This is a genomic window from Trinickia sp. NRRL B-1857 (assembly GCF_050470685.1).
Taxonomy (GTDB): domain Bacteria; phylum Pseudomonadota; class Gammaproteobacteria; order Burkholderiales; family Burkholderiaceae; genus Trinickia.
In genome coordinates, this window is record NZ_JBFLUK010000011.1 from 2,337,407 (window position 1) to 2,351,697 (window position 14,291).

13 protein-coding genes are annotated in these 14,291 nt (G+C 61.9%); 10 read left to right on the forward strand and 3 right to left on the reverse strand.

All coding sequences use genetic code 11. From position 1 onward, the window contains the following. Both sdhC and AB1286_RS30835 read right to left on the reverse strand, forming a co-directional pair. Window positions 1–417, reverse strand: coding sequence for a succinate dehydrogenase, cytochrome b556 subunit (gene sdhC / locus AB1286_RS30830; protein ID WP_430366977.1), 417 nt, complete (start codon window positions 415–417; stop codon window positions 1–3). Between the two features lie 161 nt (window positions 418–578). After that, entirely contained in the window at window positions 579–1,376 is a 798-nt protein-coding gene (locus AB1286_RS30835) for a GntR family transcriptional regulator (protein WP_430366978.1), read from the reverse strand. Between the two features lie 226 nt (window positions 1,377–1,602). Here AB1286_RS30835 and AB1286_RS30840 point away from each other — a divergent pair, with 226 nt between their 5' ends. The 7 genes from AB1286_RS30840 to acnA all read left to right on the forward strand — a co-directional run bounded on the left by AB1286_RS30840 (window position 1,603) and on the right by acnA (window position 10,884). Further along, window positions 1,603–2,586: a malate dehydrogenase gene (locus tag AB1286_RS30840; RefSeq protein ID WP_430366979.1), complete on the forward strand. Its 984-nt coding sequence runs from the start codon at window positions 1,603–1,605 to the stop codon at window positions 2,584–2,586. Between the two features lie 279 nt (window positions 2,587–2,865). Beyond that, entirely contained in the window at window positions 2,866–3,873 is a 1,008-nt protein-coding gene (locus AB1286_RS30845) for an HpcH/HpaI aldolase/citrate lyase family protein (RefSeq protein ID WP_430366980.1), read from the forward strand. Beyond that, the gene (gene prpB / locus AB1286_RS30850; RefSeq protein ID WP_430366981.1) at window positions 3,870–4,766 is read left to right on the forward strand and encodes a methylisocitrate lyase; all 897 of its coding nucleotides are present in this window, start codon (window positions 3,870–3,872) and stop codon (window positions 4,764–4,766) included. Before AB1286_RS30845 ends, prpB begins: the two co-directional genes overlap by 4 nt. Before the next feature lie 27 nt (window positions 4,767–4,793). Next, window positions 4,794–5,966: a bifunctional 2-methylcitrate synthase/citrate synthase gene (prpC, locus tag AB1286_RS30855; RefSeq protein WP_430366982.1), complete on the forward strand. Its 1,173-nt coding sequence runs from the start codon at window positions 4,794–4,796 to the stop codon at window positions 5,964–5,966. A gap of 97 nt (window positions 5,967–6,063) precedes the next feature. Further along, window positions 6,064–6,576 carry a hypothetical protein gene (locus tag AB1286_RS30860; protein WP_430366983.1) on the forward strand — a complete coding sequence of 171 codons (513 nt, stop codon included), beginning with the start codon at window positions 6,064–6,066 and terminating at the stop codon, window positions 6,574–6,576. A 25-nt stretch (window positions 6,577–6,601) separates the two neighbouring features. Next, a complete protein-coding gene (locus tag AB1286_RS30865; protein WP_430366984.1) occupies window positions 6,602–8,053 on the forward strand; it encodes a bifunctional 2-methylcitrate dehydratase/aconitate hydratase in 1,452 nt (483 codons plus the stop codon). A 113-nt stretch (window positions 8,054–8,166) separates the two neighbouring features. After that, on the forward strand, window positions 8,167–10,884 hold the full coding sequence (gene acnA / locus AB1286_RS30870; RefSeq protein ID WP_430366985.1) for an aconitate hydratase AcnA: 2,718 nt from the start codon (window positions 8,167–8,169) through the stop codon (window positions 10,882–10,884). An 81-nt stretch (window positions 10,885–10,965) separates the two neighbouring features. On the opposite strand, the gene AB1286_RS30875 is transcribed toward acnA, so the two are convergent. Continuing rightward, complete coding sequence (locus tag AB1286_RS30875) at window positions 10,966–11,397, reverse strand: GNAT family N-acetyltransferase (protein ID WP_430366986.1); 432 nt, start codon at window positions 11,395–11,397, stop codon at window positions 10,966–10,968. A 266-nt stretch (window positions 11,398–11,663) separates the two neighbouring features. On the opposite strand from AB1286_RS30875, the gene AB1286_RS30880 reads away from it, so the two are divergent. The 3 genes from AB1286_RS30880 to AB1286_RS30890 are packed head-to-tail and all read left to right on the forward strand — an operon-like array spanning window position 11,664 to window position 14,280. Further along, window positions 11,664–12,956, forward strand: coding sequence for a toxic anion resistance protein (locus tag AB1286_RS30880; protein WP_430366987.1), 1,293 nt, complete (start codon window positions 11,664–11,666; stop codon window positions 12,954–12,956). Between the two features lies 1 nt (window position 12,957). Then, a complete protein-coding gene (locus tag AB1286_RS30885) occupies window positions 12,958–13,374 on the forward strand; it encodes a hypothetical protein (protein ID WP_430366988.1) in 417 nt (138 codons plus the stop codon). Window positions 13,375–13,404: 30 nt separating this feature from the next. After that, window positions 13,405–14,280, forward strand: a complete 876-nt coding sequence (locus AB1286_RS30890) for a heavy metal-binding domain-containing protein (protein ID WP_430366989.1) — start codon at window positions 13,405–13,407, stop codon at window positions 14,278–14,280. Window positions 14,281–14,291 lie beyond the last annotated feature (11 nt).

The following is a 14,291-nucleotide window of genomic DNA, read 5'->3' on the forward strand; positions in this document are numbered from 1 at the left end:
TTAGAATGCTCCGAACAGTTTGAGCGCGAAGGCGATCGTCAGGACCGACGACACCACGAAAACAACGACGGACGTGCGCTTGCCGCTCTCTTTCGTCACCGCGTCGTGGTTCGTGTCCATCACGAGATGGCGCACGCCGGCGCAGAAGTGAAAGAGGAATCCCCACGCGAGCACGAGCGTGATGAGCTTGACGACGATGTTGGAGAGAAAGAGCTTGAAGGACTCGAAGCTCATTTCGGAAGTGAGGCTCTGATCGAAGAGGTAGAGCAGGAAGGGAAGGAAAACGAAGAGTAGCGCACCGCTAACCCGGTGCAGGATCGACACCTTCGCCGCCAACGGTAGGCGGTATGTCATTGTAATGTCGCCGATCCCGATGTTCCGGAACTCCGGTCTCGGTTTTTTTACCGCTTCTGTCATGCTAGACCCCTACTATGTAGTCACACTAACCCGCGATTTTAGCGCTTTTTCATTCCGCAGCGCAGCGAAAACCGGTGAAGACCGTTCCAAAATGCGCAATGATCGAGCCCACGGCACGCCTATGCCTCGGCCTACCCGAACCGTGACAGCCTCGTGTCAGCTCAGCTCAAGTCGTTCTGATAGTAGTACCCGGTTGTGACATACCAACCGCGACGCACTTCGACGGGCCGATCTCCGTAGGTATAGGACACGCGCTCCACGGAGAGCAACGGAAATCCGGACGGCACGCCGAGCACCTCGGCCACGGCGGGCTCCGCCGCCACGGCTCGGATCTTCTCCGACGCACGAATCATGCGGGTGCCGAATTCCGCTTCGAACATTGCGTAGAGCGGTCCTTTGTACTCGCTCAGGCGCTCGAGCGTGAGCCCACGGAACATCGCCCCGGGCAGCCAGATCTCGTCCAGCACAGTCGCCACGCTGTCGAATTGCAACAGGCGTTTGATTTGCACGACCGGATCGGCCGGCTTCAAGTCGAGTTGGCGCGCGATCTCCGCCGGCGCGCGCTGGCGGCGGCATTCAAGCAGCTTGCTGACGTGGGGATGTTCGGCGCCGTCGTCGGCCAACAGCCGCAAAAAGCGGAATTGGGCACGATCCTCGTTATGCGTCGCAACGAACGTACCCTTGCCCTGGCGCCGCACGAGCAGGTTCTCGGCGGCCAATTCGTCGATCGCCTTTCTGACCGTGCCCTGGCTGACTTTGTAGCGCGCGGCGAGTTCGACCTCGCTCGGGATGATCTCGCCGGGCTTCCATTCGCCGGACTCGAGGCTCTGGGTGATAAGCCCCTTGATCTGCTGGTATAGCGGGCTGAACGTCGGCGAAGGGGCGGCCGCAGCCGCAGCCGTGCCATCGCCGGCCTGGCCGTTCTTCGGATTGCCCGCGCTTGCCTCGTTCGCATTCATCCGCGCATTTCAACACAAAGCGCCCGCACCCGTCCAGATTTACCTATGAAATTCATATGTCTTATATAAGACATAAGATACGGTTGACATCGTGGAGCCCCGCTTCTACACTCCGTCGCGGGCAAGGACAGTACACCTACACGCTTCGCGTAACGCGCATAGAATGGCGTTTTCCCTAGCGTAGACGCAGCACCCCACGCACCAACGCATCCCTGGAGAGTTCTAAATGGCTAAGTCCGCAAAGCGCGTTGCCGTCACCGGCGCCGCAGGTCAAATCGGTTACTCGCTGCTGTTTCGTATCGCCAACGGCGATCTGCTCGGCAAGGACCAGCCCGTCATTCTGCAATTGCTCGACCTCCCGCAAGCCCAAGCCGCCGTCAAGGGCGTCGTCATGGAGCTCGAAGACTGCGCGTTCCCGCTGCTGGCCGGCGTGGTCGTGACGGACGACCCGAAGGTGGCGTTCAAGGACGCCGACATCGCGCTGCTCGTGGGTGCGCGTCCGCGTTCGAAGGGCATGGAACGCAAGGACCTGCTCTCGGCCAACGCCGAAATCTTCACGGTTCAAGGCCGCGCACTGAACGAAGTCGCTAGCCGCGACGTAAAGGTGCTCGTGGTCGGCAACCCGGCGAACACGAACGCTTACATCGCCATGAAGTCGGCTCCCGATCTGCCGAAGAAGAACTTCACGGCCATGTTGCGCCTCGACCACAACCGCGCGCTGTCGCAAATCGCCACGAAGTCGGGCAAGCCGGTTTCGTCGCTCGAGAAGGTCGCGGTTTGGGGCAACCACTCGCCCACGATGTACGCGGACTACCGCTTCGCCACGGCCGACGGCCAGTCGGTGAAGACGCTGATCAACGACGAAGAATGGAACCGCAACGTGTTCCAACCGACCGTCGGCAAGCGCGGCGCGGCAATCATCGAAGCGCGCGGCCTGTCGTCGGCAGCTTCGGCGGCCAATGCGGCAATCGACCACGTCCGTGACTGGGTCCTCGGCACGAACGGCAAGTGGGTCACGATGGGCATCCCGTCGGACGGCTCGTACGGCATCCCCGAAGACATCATCTACGGCGTGCCCGTCACCTGCGAAAACGGCGAGTACAAGCGCGTGGAAGGCCTTGAAATCGACGCGTTCTCGCGCGAAAAGATGGACTTCACGCTGAACGAACTCCTCGAAGAGCGCGACGGCGTGCAACACCTGCTCGGCTAATGGCCGAGGCGTCGGTGCGGCCCGCCTAGGCGGGCCGCACCGAGAACGATTCGAGAGTCCGGCGCCGTGCACGCCGCGTCCTTGTGACGCAGGCGTCCGGCGCCGTCTCCCCATATCGGATTCGCACGTGCTTTGCGTGCATTAGGCCGCAGTGCTAGGTTGCCGCCCAAAAGGCGAACAACCTGCCGGCAATTCGCCGCGGTGCTGCGACCCGCATGGCATGCAGAGCCCGCGCGAATCCGGTCTTTTGAACAGATTTGAAAGCTTCTGACGCCGAAGATGCGCGCCCTCACTCCAGCGGAAGTGTTGTTCGACGGCGAAACGCCGGCCGCGTTGCTCCCCGTGTGCGATCACTATGCCGGCAGCGAAAAGCTGATGCTCAAATCGCTGGCGCTCCAAGCTGAGCTCGGTCCCGTCTTCGACGTGACGCTCGATTGCGAGGACGGCGCCGCCGTCGGCCACGAAGCCGAGCATGCCGAACTCGTGGCGTCGTTGATCGGTGGCGAACACGATCGATTCGGACGCGTCGGCGTACGCATCCACGACTTCGCCCATCCGCATTGGCGCGACGACGTGCGCCTCATCTTTCGCACGGCGAAACGCGCCCCCGCTTACGTCGCGCTACCGAAAATTCGTAGCGTGGCCGATGCCGCCGAAATGTGTGCCTTCATCGAGGCCACCCGGCGGGAGTTCGGCATCGAGAAACCGGTTCCTACCCAACTCTTGATCGAGACGCACGGCGCGCTGGCCGATGTCTTCCGGCTCGCGTCGCTGCCGACCGTCGAGGCGCTGTCGTTCGGTCTCATGGACTTCGTGTCGGCACACGGCGGTGCGATTCCCGATTCGGGCATGCGCTCGCCCGGTCAGTTCGACCATCCGCTCGTGCGGCGCGCCAAACTCGAGATTGCGGCCGCCTGCCACGCCTACGGCCGAGTGCCGTCGCACAACGTCACCACGGAAATCCGCGATATGTCCGTCGTGGCCGCCGACGCCGCCCGCGCGCGCGATGAATTCGGCTACACGCGGATGTGGAGCATTCATCCCGCGCAAGTGCCCGTGATCGTCGCCGCCTTCGCACCGCGCGACGACGCAATCGCCACCGCGGCCGCGATCTTGCTGCAAGCCCAAGCCGCGCAGTGGGGTCCCACGCGCTACGGCGATACGTTGCACGATCGCGCGAGCTACCGCTATTACTGGTCGGTCTTGCGCCGGGCGCAAGCGACCGGCCGGCCGCTGCCGCCCGAAACGGCCCCCCTCATCGGCCCCGCATCGAAGGAGATGCCATGACAGCCCATCCATCGTCGCTTTCCTCCCCCGGCGCGGCATTGCGCGCAGCCGTCGCGAACGAAGCACCGCTGCAAGTCGTCGGTGCGATCACCGCCTACGCGGCCAAGATGGCGCAGGCCACCGGCTTCAAGGCCGTTTACTTGTCGGGCGGCGGCGTGGCCGCCAACTCGCTGGGCATCCCCGATCTGGGCATCAGCACGATGGAAGACGTGCTGATCGACGCGCGCCGCATCACGGACGCCTGCTCGCTGCCGCTGCTCGTCGATATCGACACGGGCTGGGGCGGCGCCTTCAACATCGCACGTACGATCCGCTCGTTCATCAAGGCCGGCGTCGCGGCCGTGCATATCGAGGATCAAGTCGGACAAAAGCGTTGCGGCCATCGCCCGGGCAAGGAATGCGTGCCGAAGGACGAAATGGTCGATCGCGTGAAGGCCGCCGTCGATGCGCGCACGGACGATCAATTCGTGATCATGGCGCGCACCGATGCGGCCGCGGTCGAAGGCATCGATGCGGCAATCGAGCGCGCCATCGCCTACGTGGAAGCGGGCGCCGATATGATCTTCCCCGAGGCCATGCGCACGCTGGACGACTACCGCAAGTTCAAGGCGGCCGTGAAGGTGCCGATCCTCGCGAACTTGACCGAATTCGGCTCAACGCCCTTTTTTACGACCGATGAGTTGAAGACGGCGAACGTGGACATTGCGCTCTATTGCTGCGGGGCCTACCGTGCGATGAACGCGGCGGCGCTGAACTTCTACGAGACGGTGCGTCGCGACGGCACGCAAAAAGCGGCGGTGCCGACGATGCAAACGCGCGACGACCTCTACAAGTATCTCGGCTACCACGAGTACGAGCAAAAGCTCGACGCGCTGTTCGCCGCTCAAAAATGATCGAGTATGCCGCCTAAGGAACAGACCATGAGTGACGCAGGCAAAGGCGCCGCGCCTGCCCAAGCGGGCTTCAAACCGAAGAAATCCGTGGCGCTTTCCGGCGTCACGGCCGGCAATACGGCGCTTTGCACGGTCGGACGCACCGGCAACGACTTGCACTACCGCGGTTACGACATTCTCGATGTCGCCACTACGTGCGAATTCGAGGAAATCGCTCACCTGCTAGTGCACGAAAAGTTGCCGACGGCTGCCGAGCTGACCGCCTATAAGAAGAAGCTGAAGGCCCTGCGCGGCTTGCCTGCAAACCTGAAAGCCGCGCTCGAATGGATCCCGGCCTCGGCCCATCCGATGGATGTGATGCGCACCGGAGTCTCGGTGCTCGGCACGCTGCTGCCGGAGAAGGACGATCACAACATCGCCGGCGCGCGCGATATCGCCGACCGCCTCATGGCCTCGCTCGGCTCGATGCTGCTGTACTGGTATCACTACTCGCACAACGGCCGCCGCATCGAACTGGAAACGGACGACGACTCGATCGGCGGCCATTTCCTGCATCTGCTGCACGGCGTGGAGCCGTCCAAGGCGTGGGTACAGGCGATGCACACGTCGCTGATCCTGTACGCCGAGCACGAATTCAACGCATCGACCTTTACGAGCCGCGTCGTTGCGGGCACGGGCTCGGACATGTACTCGTCGATCACGGGCGCGATCGGCGCGCTGCGTGGGCCGAAGCACGGCGGCGCGAACGAAGTCGCCTTCGAGATCCAATCGCGCTACGCCTCGCCCGACGATGCGGAAGCCGATATCCGCTTGCGCGTCGAGAACAAGGAAGTCGTGATCGGCTTCGGCCACCCGGTGTATACGATCTCCGACCCGCGCAACAAGGTCATCAAGAACGTGGCCAAGCAGTTGTCGAAGCAAGCCGGCGATACGAAGCTGTTCGACATCGCGGAGCGGCTCGAGTCCGTTATGTGGGACGCGAAGAAGATGTTTCCGAATCTGGACTGGTTCAGCGCCGTCTCGTACCACATGATGGGCGTGCCGACGGCCATGTTCACGCCGCTGTTCGTGATCGCGCGTACGTCGGGCTGGAGCGCTCACATCATCGAGCAACGTATCGATAATAAGATCATCCGCCCGAGTGCAAACTACACCGGGCCCGAAAATCTGAAGTTTGTGCCGCTAAATAGGAGAAAATAGCCACCGCCGCGCGCCGCCATGCGCGCAAGCCGGTGGGGTTTCCTGCCGCGCGGCTCGTGTTCTATTTGTCTCACCGTTATCGAAAGGTCTTGATTCCATGAAGAAATTGCTGATCGCCACCGTCGTTGCCACGCTTTCCGCCACGACGCTCTTCGCCGCGAACAACGCATTCGCGCAAAACGACGGCAGCACGGCCACCAAGAAGACCGCCGTCAAGAAGGCCAAGACGCCGGCACCGAAGCACCGCCTCGTCAAGCGCAAGTCGACGAAAGCCGTCGCCAAGACCGATCCGGTGCCGGAAGGCTCGGTGCTGTGGTCCTGCCAGGACGGTCTCTCGTTCGACCTGAAGGGCGACATGCAACGTGACCAAATCGTGACGGTTCACTGGGCCAGCAAGAACTACAACCTGCCGCGCGAAGCCACGACGACGGGTGCCGACCGCTTCCACGACGCCGCGACCGGTCTCGACCTCGTCGTGATCCCGACGAAGGCGATGCTGTTCTCCGACCATGACGGCTCGCGTCTCGCCGACGAATGCAAGACGGCCGCCATGACGCAAGGCGCACCGGCCCCGACGCAATCGAACGCGCTGCAAAAGTCGGGTAGCTAAACCCCGGGCCAGGGAGCCTCGACCCATGTCCGCATCGATCTCCAATGTCCGGTCCGCGCCGGACCAGGTGCTCGTCGATATCGTCGACTACGTTCTCGATTATCGGATCGACAGTGCGCTCGCGCTGGATACAGCGCGCAACTGCCTGATCGATACGCTCGGATGCGGGCTCGAGGCGCTCTCCTACCCCGCCTGCACGAAGCTGCTGGGCCCGATCGTGCCCGGCACCGTCGTGCCCAATGGCGCCAAGGTGCCCGGCACGCCATTCCAGCTCGATCCCGTGCAGGCCGCCTTCAACATCGGCGCGATGATCCGTTGGCTGGATTTCAACGACACTTGGCTCGCCGCCGAGTGGGGGCATCCGTCCGATAACCTCGGCGCGATCCTCGCCACGGCCGATTGGCTGTCGCGCAGCGCCGTAGCCGCGGGCAAGAAACCGCTCGTCATGAAAGACGTACTCGTGGCGATGGTCAAGGCGCACGAAATCCAAGGCGTGATCGCCCTCGAGAATTCGTTCAACAAGGTCGGGCTCGACCACGTGCTGCTCGTCAAGCTCGCATCCACGGCCGTCGCGGGGCAGATGCTCGGCTTGTCGCGCGACGAGCTCGTCAATGCAGTGTCGTTGGCGTTCGTCGACGGCCACGCGCTGCGCACGTACCGGCATGCGCCCAATACGGGCTCACGCAAGTCGTGGGCGGCCGGCGACGCAACTTCGCGCGCGGTACGCCTGGCGCTGATCGCCAAGACCGGCGAAATGGGTTATCCGTCGGTGCTGACGGCGAAGACGTGGGGCTTTTACGATGTCCTCTTCAAAGGCCAGCCGTTTAAGTTTCAGCGCTCGTACGGCTCGTACGTGATGGAAAACGTGCTGTTCAAGATCTCGTTCCCCGCCGAGTTTCACGCGCAAACGGCGGCCGAAGCGGCGATGACGCTGCATGGCCGGCTGCGCGCGAACGGCAGACAAGTGGAAGACATCGCGAAGATCACGATCCGCACGCACGAGGCGGCGATACGCATCATCGACAAAACAGGCCCGCTCGCCAATCCCGCCGACCGCGACCACTGCATTCAGTACATGGTGGCCGTTCCGTTGATCTTCGGCCGGTTGACCGCGGCCGACTACGAGGATGCCGTCGCAGCCGATCCGCGCATCGACGCGTTGCGCGCGAAGATCGTCTGCGTCGAGGATCCCCAGTTCACGGCCGATTACCATGACCCGAACAAGCGCTCGATCGCCAATGCGCTGACAGTCGAGTTTGGCGATGGGACGACGCTCGACGAAGTACTAGTCGAATACCCGATCGGGCACAAGCGGCGCCGGGCCGAAGGTATCCCGCTGCTCGTGGAGAAGTTCAAGACGAATCTCGCGCGCCGCTTTCCCGAAAAGCAGCGCCAGGCCATCCTCGATGCCTCGCTCGATCAAGCGACGCTCGAGGCCATGCCGGTGAACGAGTACGTCGACTTGTATGTGATTTAGCATTTAGTGATTTGGCAATCAGGATGTCCGAACGCGGGCATCTCCGAACGCTGGTTCAAGGTTCAAGAAAAACGTAGCAACGTCATTTCCTCGCTCTAAACCTAGGAAAAACCATGGCCCACAATCTGCACAACACGCTCAAGGAATTCGATAGCGGTAACGGCAAAGGCAAGTTCTACTCGCTGCCGGAACTCGGCAAGGCACTGAACGTCAAGATCGACCGGCTACCGGTCTCGATCCGTATCGTGCTCGAATCCGTGCTGCGCAACTTCGACGGCAAGAAGATCTCGGAAGAGCACATCAAGCAGCTCGCCAACTGGAAGCCTACCGCCGCACGCGTCGACGAAATTCCGTTCGTGGTGGCGCGGGTCGTGCTCCAAGACTTCACGGGCGTGCCCCTGCTCGCCGACATCGCCGCGATGCGCGGCGTGGCGCAACGTTCGGGCAAGGACCCGAAGGCCATCGAGCCGCTGGTGCCGGTCGATCTCGTAGTCGACCACTCGGTGCAGATCGATTACTTCCGTCAGAAAGACGCGCTCGATCTGAACATGAAGCTCGAGTTCCAGCGCAACAACGAGCGCTACCAGTTCATGAAGTGGGGCATGCAGGCGTTCGACACGTTCAAGGTCGTGCCGCCCGGCGTCGGCATCGTCCACCAAGTGAACCTCGAATATCTCGCGCGCGGCGTCCATAAGAAGGCCGAGAACGGCGACACCGTCTACTACCCCGACACGCTCGTCGGCACCGATAGCCACACGACGATGATCAACGGCATCGGCGTCGTTGGCTGGGGCGTGGGCGGCATCGAGGCCGAAGCCGGCATGCTCGGCCAACCCGTGTACTTCCTGACGCCGGACGTCGTCGGCGTAGAGCTCAAGGGCAAGCTGCGCGAAGGCGTGACGGCAACCGACCTCGTGCTCACGATCACCGAAATGCTGCGCAAGGAGAAGGTCGTCGGCAAGTTCGTCGAATTCTTCGGCGAAGGCACGGCCTCGCTGACGCTGCCCGACCGCGCAACGATCGGCAACATGGCGCCCGAGTACGGCGCGACGATGGGCTTTTTCCCCGTCGACGCAAAGACGATCGAGTACTTCAAGGGCACGGGCCGCACCGAGGCCGAAATCGCCGCCTTCGAAAACTATTTCAAGGCGCAGCAATTGTTCGGTATTCCGAAGGCCGGTCAGATCGACTACACGAAGTCGCTCACGCTCGACCTCGCCACCGTCGCCCCGTCGCTCGCCGGTCCGAAGCGGCCGCAAGACCGCATCGAAATCGGCAACGTCAAGTCGACGTTCACCGACTTGTTCAGCAAGCCCGTCAATGAAAACGGCTTCGCCAAGAAACCGGCCGACCTCGACGCCCAGTACGAGACGACCAACGGCGTGAAGCTGAAGAACGGCGACGTCCTCATCGCCGCCATCACGTCGTGCACGAACACCTCGAACCCGAGCGTGCTGCTTGCCGCCGGTTTGCTCGCGAAAAAGGCCGTCGAAGCCGGCCTGACCGTCGCACCGCATATCAAGACGTCGCTCGCCCCGGGATCGCGGATCGTCACCGAGTACCTGACGAAGACGGGCCTGTTGCCGTACCTGTCGAAGCTCGGCTTCGAACTGGCTGCTTACGGCTGCACGACCTGTATCGGCAACGCGGGCGATTTGACGCCCGAGTTGAACGAAGCCATCACGAAGAACGACGTCGTGGCCGCCGCCGTGCTGTCGGGCAACCGCAACTTCGAAGCGCGGATCCACCCGAACATCCGCGCGAACTTCCTCGCCTCGCCGCCGCTCGTCGTGGCCTACGCCATCGCCGGCACGATCACGCGCGATCTGATGACCGAGCCGGTCGGCAAGGGCAAGGACGGTCACGACATCTACCTCGGCGATATTTGGCCGTCGAGCGAGGAAGTCAATGCACTGCTCAAGTTCGCGCTGGATGCCGACGCGTTCCGCACGAACTATGCCCACCTCACGAAGCCGGGCGACCTCTGGAGCAAGATCGAGGGCGAGGAAGGTCAAGTCTACGATTGGCCGAAGTCGACCTACATCGCCGAGCCGCCGTTCTTCGGCCAGGACTTCTCGATGACGCCGTCCGATGAGATCGTCGAAATCAAGGGTGCCCGCGCGCTCGGCATCTTCGGCGATTCAGTGACGACCGACCACATCAGCCCGGCCGGCTCGATCAAGGAAGATTCGCCGGCAGGCAAGTGGCTCAAGGCGAACGGCGTGCAAAAAGCCGACTTCAACAGCTACGGCTCGCGCCGCGGCAACCATGACGTCATGATGCGCGGCACGTTCGCCAACGTGCGGATCAAGAACCTCATGATCCCGGCAAAAGCCGACGGCACGCGCGTGGAAGGCGGCCTGACGATTCACCAGCCGAGCGGCGAACAGCTCTCGATTTACGACGCCGCGATGAAGTACATCGACGAAGGCACGCCGACGATGATCTTCGCGGGCGAAGAGTACGGCACGGGTTCGTCGCGTGACTGGGCGGCCAAGGGCACGCAGTTGCTAGGGGTGAAGGCCGTCGTGGCGCGCAGCTTCGAGCGGATCCACCGTTCGAACCTCGTCGGCATGGGCGTGTTGCCGCTGCAATTCAAGGGTAACGATAGCGTGCAGTCGCTCGGTATCACGGGCGAGGACACGTTCGACCTCGAAGACCTCGGCGACGATTTCAAGCCGCAGCAAGAAGTCACGCTCGTCATCCATCGCAAAGACGGCGCGACGCAACGCGTGCCGGTGCTGCTTCGCATCGATACGCCGATCGAAGTGGACTACTACAAGCACGGCGGGATTTTGCCGTTCGTGCTGCGTTCGCTGTTGGCGGCGTAAGCATTCACGACAGCTTTTGCAGGTGCCGCGCTTCGTTGGGAGGCGCGGTGCATTCGGAGCCCGGCTTAGGCCGGGCTTTTTTTACAGCTTCTTTTTCATAGACGGCGCGCCATGCAATTCATAATCGCAGCGCTCGTAAAAGGGAACCGCTTGCGGCCTCGCATCGAGAAAAACCACGTTCATCTCGCGTGTGCGTGCATCGGCTTCCGCATACGCCAACAGCTTGTTGCCTATACCGCCGCCTCGCGCTTGTTCGGCCACGACCAGATCGTCGATATGTAGATGCGCGCCACGCGCGAGTGTGTGGACCGGGCGCATTCCCAGTACGCCGACGAGCTCATCTCCCGCGAATGCCCCAATAAGCTCGTATCCGGAAAACGATTGCCTAGTCGCGCGCCGCAAGAATTCCGCTTCGTCAAGGGCGCGCAACTGCGCGACGACGGGAAACGCTTTCGGCCATTCGGCCGGGGTTAGCCGTCGAACCTCGACGGAAATATCGTCACTCGATTGCATAGGTTTGCCATTCTTGAAAAGCTGCGATCTGCGAAACATACCGCAAACTCGTCCGCGAGATATGCAAACTCGCCGATCAGATATACCGCCAACCTCAAACGCGTGCTATAAATTCGCGGAACGTTTTTTGGGCAATGCCTGCACCGAACTGCGTCAATGAAAATAAAAGCTAAATGACATGTACATCGAAGTGGGAATCTTTCCCATTTAGATGCCAAAACGCATAGGGCCATTTCGGTTTTCCGTATTCTTACCCGAGCATAGGTATGACCGACGAGACGTCGAATTCCAAACCCACCGATACTCCCGAAGCACCGTTGGATCTATCGGCCTATCTCAATCAAGAAAGCGAGCCGACACCGGCCGCCGAGCCATCGACCGAAACCATTTCGATGGAGCCCGCCCTTCCGGCAAATTTGCCAGCCGAAGTGCTAGCGCCGATGGCGCCCATGGCGCGACTCGTCGATTTATCCACGCTGCCCCCCGAGCAGCGTGCGATTGCACAGGAGCGGGCCAACGCCATCCGTTTCGACGATGCGACCTCCACCTTGAATTTCGTCGACAACGCATTGGCCCCGCTTGCAATGGCGTCGCGCCGCTTGTTGTCCGAAACGACCGTGGGCGAGGCCGGCGAAATCGGCCGCATTGCCGCCGCCGTCATCGACGGGATCAAGATCCTCCGAATCGAAGAGCTGCAAGAGGAAGCACGCGAAGTCGCCCCGAAGACAACCGGTTTGCTGAGCCGGTTGAGTCGGCTCGGTAAAGTCGCGCATAGCGCGATCAAGTCGTTCCAAGAAAACCGCAAAGCGTTTCTCGCGCTCATGGATGAGGAAGTCGCGCGCGCCCGGCGTATCAAAAGCGATTTGATGGTCACGATTACGCAGCTCGATCAGCAATCGCAATCGGTGCGCACCGGCGTTTCTCAGTTGTCGATCAGCATCGCGGCGATGCAAATCGCGCTCGACCGCGGCTTGGACGAAGCTGAGGCACTCAGGCAAGTTGCATTGCGCACGAATACGGCCGGCGACGCCGCGATCGCAATGGATTACCGCAACACGCTCGCCAATTTTCGCGGCCGGATTGCCGATCTGCGCGAAGCCATGATTTCCGCGGCGAGCCTGATTCCGTTGATCGCCTCGAACCGCAAAGCCGCCGAGACCCGCGTAAGCAAGCTCAGCACCGGCATCATGGTGACGATCCCGCGCCTGATGGCCGTCGCCGCGCAAGCCGTCGTGCAAGCCGATACGCGGCGTGCCGGCGAGGAAAGCGAAAAGCTCGACGAGGCCGCGCGCAAAATTACCGAATTGGCCGTTCAAGGAACCCATGCAGCCGCGGTGGACGCCGCGCGCAGTCTTGGCGGCGACCCAAGGAACTTGGAAACGCTCGCCGCCGCGGCGGATCAATCGATCGCCACGATGAGAGAAGTCCAGGAAATCGAGCAACAGGTGCTTGTCCAAGACCGCGAGCGCGAGCAGAAGCTCATCGCGATTCGCGACAAACTCGTCGCCGGGATGCGCGGCGTACAGACACAGGCACTCTCAAAGCCGATGGAGAAGTGACATGGGCAAACTCGATAGCCTGTCCGGCACCGGCAACCACGACCTGCCGATGAATTTCGATTTGGCGGCGGCGTGGCTACGTCATGCGGAAGCCGACCGAGGCGCTTTTCTCTCGCGCTTCGTGGCGATCGTCTCGCAGGCATTACCGAACCAAACCGAAGTTCAAAAGGTTAGGCGCGGACTGATCCGCAAAACGGAAGAGATCGTCGGCATCGCCGTTGCATTCGAGAACGAAACGTATCTCATGCGACTGAAAGACGGCCACCGGTTGACTACCGAGATCGAAAAGAAGGTAAAAGGCGTCGTGCTTTCGACGCGCCAAGTCGATGCCCATACGTGGATGAGCGGCCTCATGGCACATGTTCGCGAGCGCGCCGAGCAAGCACGCGCGATGTCGGAAATGTTGGCCGCGCTCTAACGCCGATCGACGGATCGCCCGGAGACCCCAATGAGTTGGTTGAGTTCGTTGTTTGGTACGAAAGCCGGGCCGGTCGCGCCCGAGCAAAGTTTCTTCGACGAAGACGGGGTGCCCCGCCTCGTGCATCGTCGTCTCGCCGATTCGAAAAGCGGTGCGCTGCCATGGGTGTCGACGTTGACGGCGCCCGAGATGTCGCTCGCGCGAAGCCATGGCTTGAAGATGCTGGCGCCGATCGCGGCCACGTGCTGGATGCATTACGGCTTTTCCTGGACGGAAGGGCATGCACAGGGCTGGCGCAACGCACTGACCCGGTTGCAAGCCGAGGCTGCGGCGCTCGGCGCGAATGCCGTCATCGATACGCGGATGGTAACGGTCGAGCTCGAAATGGAAAACAGCATGGACTATTCGCTCGTCGGCACGGCCGTGCGCGTGGAAGGCCTGCCACCGAGCAACGCGCCGGTCATATCGACCGTGCCGGCGCTCGAATTCGTTCAATTGCTGGAGGCAGGCATCATTCCGGTCGGCCTGGCGGTCGGGGCACGCTTTCAATGGAGCAATGGGCCTTTGGATGCCGGCGCCGTCGGGTCATGGCGCAATCAAGCGCTGAAACAAACCACGGCATTCTGGGAAAAAATCCGGCGACATGCGCACGCCGACCTGCGGGCAGATGCGGCAAGGCAAGGGACGGGCGTGCTCGCCCAATTGCAGTTCAGCCAGCTCTTCAAAGTCGAGAAACCGGAGCCGGCCCGGCTACTCGGCCGGCACATCGTAATCGGCACCGTAGTCGATTGCGAGGAGCATGCCACGTTCCACCACCCCGTCGAGTTCGTGCTCGATTTGAGCGGCAAACCGGACAGTCTGCGCACCACCTCGGTTCATCACAATTCGTACAACGATGGCGTCTAGCATTCCCATCA

What these genes read in the sequence shown, in the direction of transcription:
- sdhC (WP_430366977.1), bottom strand. Translation starts at nt 417, where the DNA reads ATGACAGAAGCGGTAAAAAAACCGAGACCGGAGTTCCGGAACATCGGG.
- AB1286_RS30835 (WP_430366978.1), bottom strand. Translation starts at nt 1,376, where the DNA reads ATGAATGCGAACGAGGCAAGCGCGGGCAATCCGAAGAACGGCCAGGCC.
- AB1286_RS30840 (WP_430366979.1), top strand. Translation starts at nt 1,603, where the DNA reads ATGGCTAAGTCCGCAAAGCGCGTTGCCGTCACCGGCGCCGCAGGTCAA.
- AB1286_RS30845 (WP_430366980.1), top strand. Translation starts at nt 2,866, where the DNA reads ATGCGCGCCCTCACTCCAGCGGAAGTGTTGTTCGACGGCGAAACGCCG.
- prpB (WP_430366981.1), top strand. Translation starts at nt 3,870, where the DNA reads ATGACAGCCCATCCATCGTCGCTTTCCTCCCCCGGCGCGGCATTGCGC.
- prpC (WP_430366982.1), top strand. Translation starts at nt 4,794, where the DNA reads ATGAGTGACGCAGGCAAAGGCGCCGCGCCTGCCCAAGCGGGCTTCAAA.
- AB1286_RS30860 (WP_430366983.1), top strand. Translation starts at nt 6,064, where the DNA reads ATGAAGAAATTGCTGATCGCCACCGTCGTTGCCACGCTTTCCGCCACG.
- AB1286_RS30865 (WP_430366984.1), top strand. Translation starts at nt 6,602, where the DNA reads ATGTCCGCATCGATCTCCAATGTCCGGTCCGCGCCGGACCAGGTGCTC.
- acnA (WP_430366985.1), top strand. Translation starts at nt 8,167, where the DNA reads ATGGCCCACAATCTGCACAACACGCTCAAGGAATTCGATAGCGGTAAC.
- AB1286_RS30875 (WP_430366986.1), bottom strand. Translation starts at nt 11,397, where the DNA reads ATGCAATCGAGTGACGATATTTCCGTCGAGGTTCGACGGCTAACCCCG.
- AB1286_RS30880 (WP_430366987.1), top strand. Translation starts at nt 11,664, where the DNA reads ATGACCGACGAGACGTCGAATTCCAAACCCACCGATACTCCCGAAGCA.
- AB1286_RS30885 (WP_430366988.1), top strand. Translation starts at nt 12,958, where the DNA reads ATGGGCAAACTCGATAGCCTGTCCGGCACCGGCAACCACGACCTGCCG.
- AB1286_RS30890 (WP_430366989.1), top strand. Translation starts at nt 13,405, where the DNA reads ATGAGTTGGTTGAGTTCGTTGTTTGGTACGAAAGCCGGGCCGGTCGCG.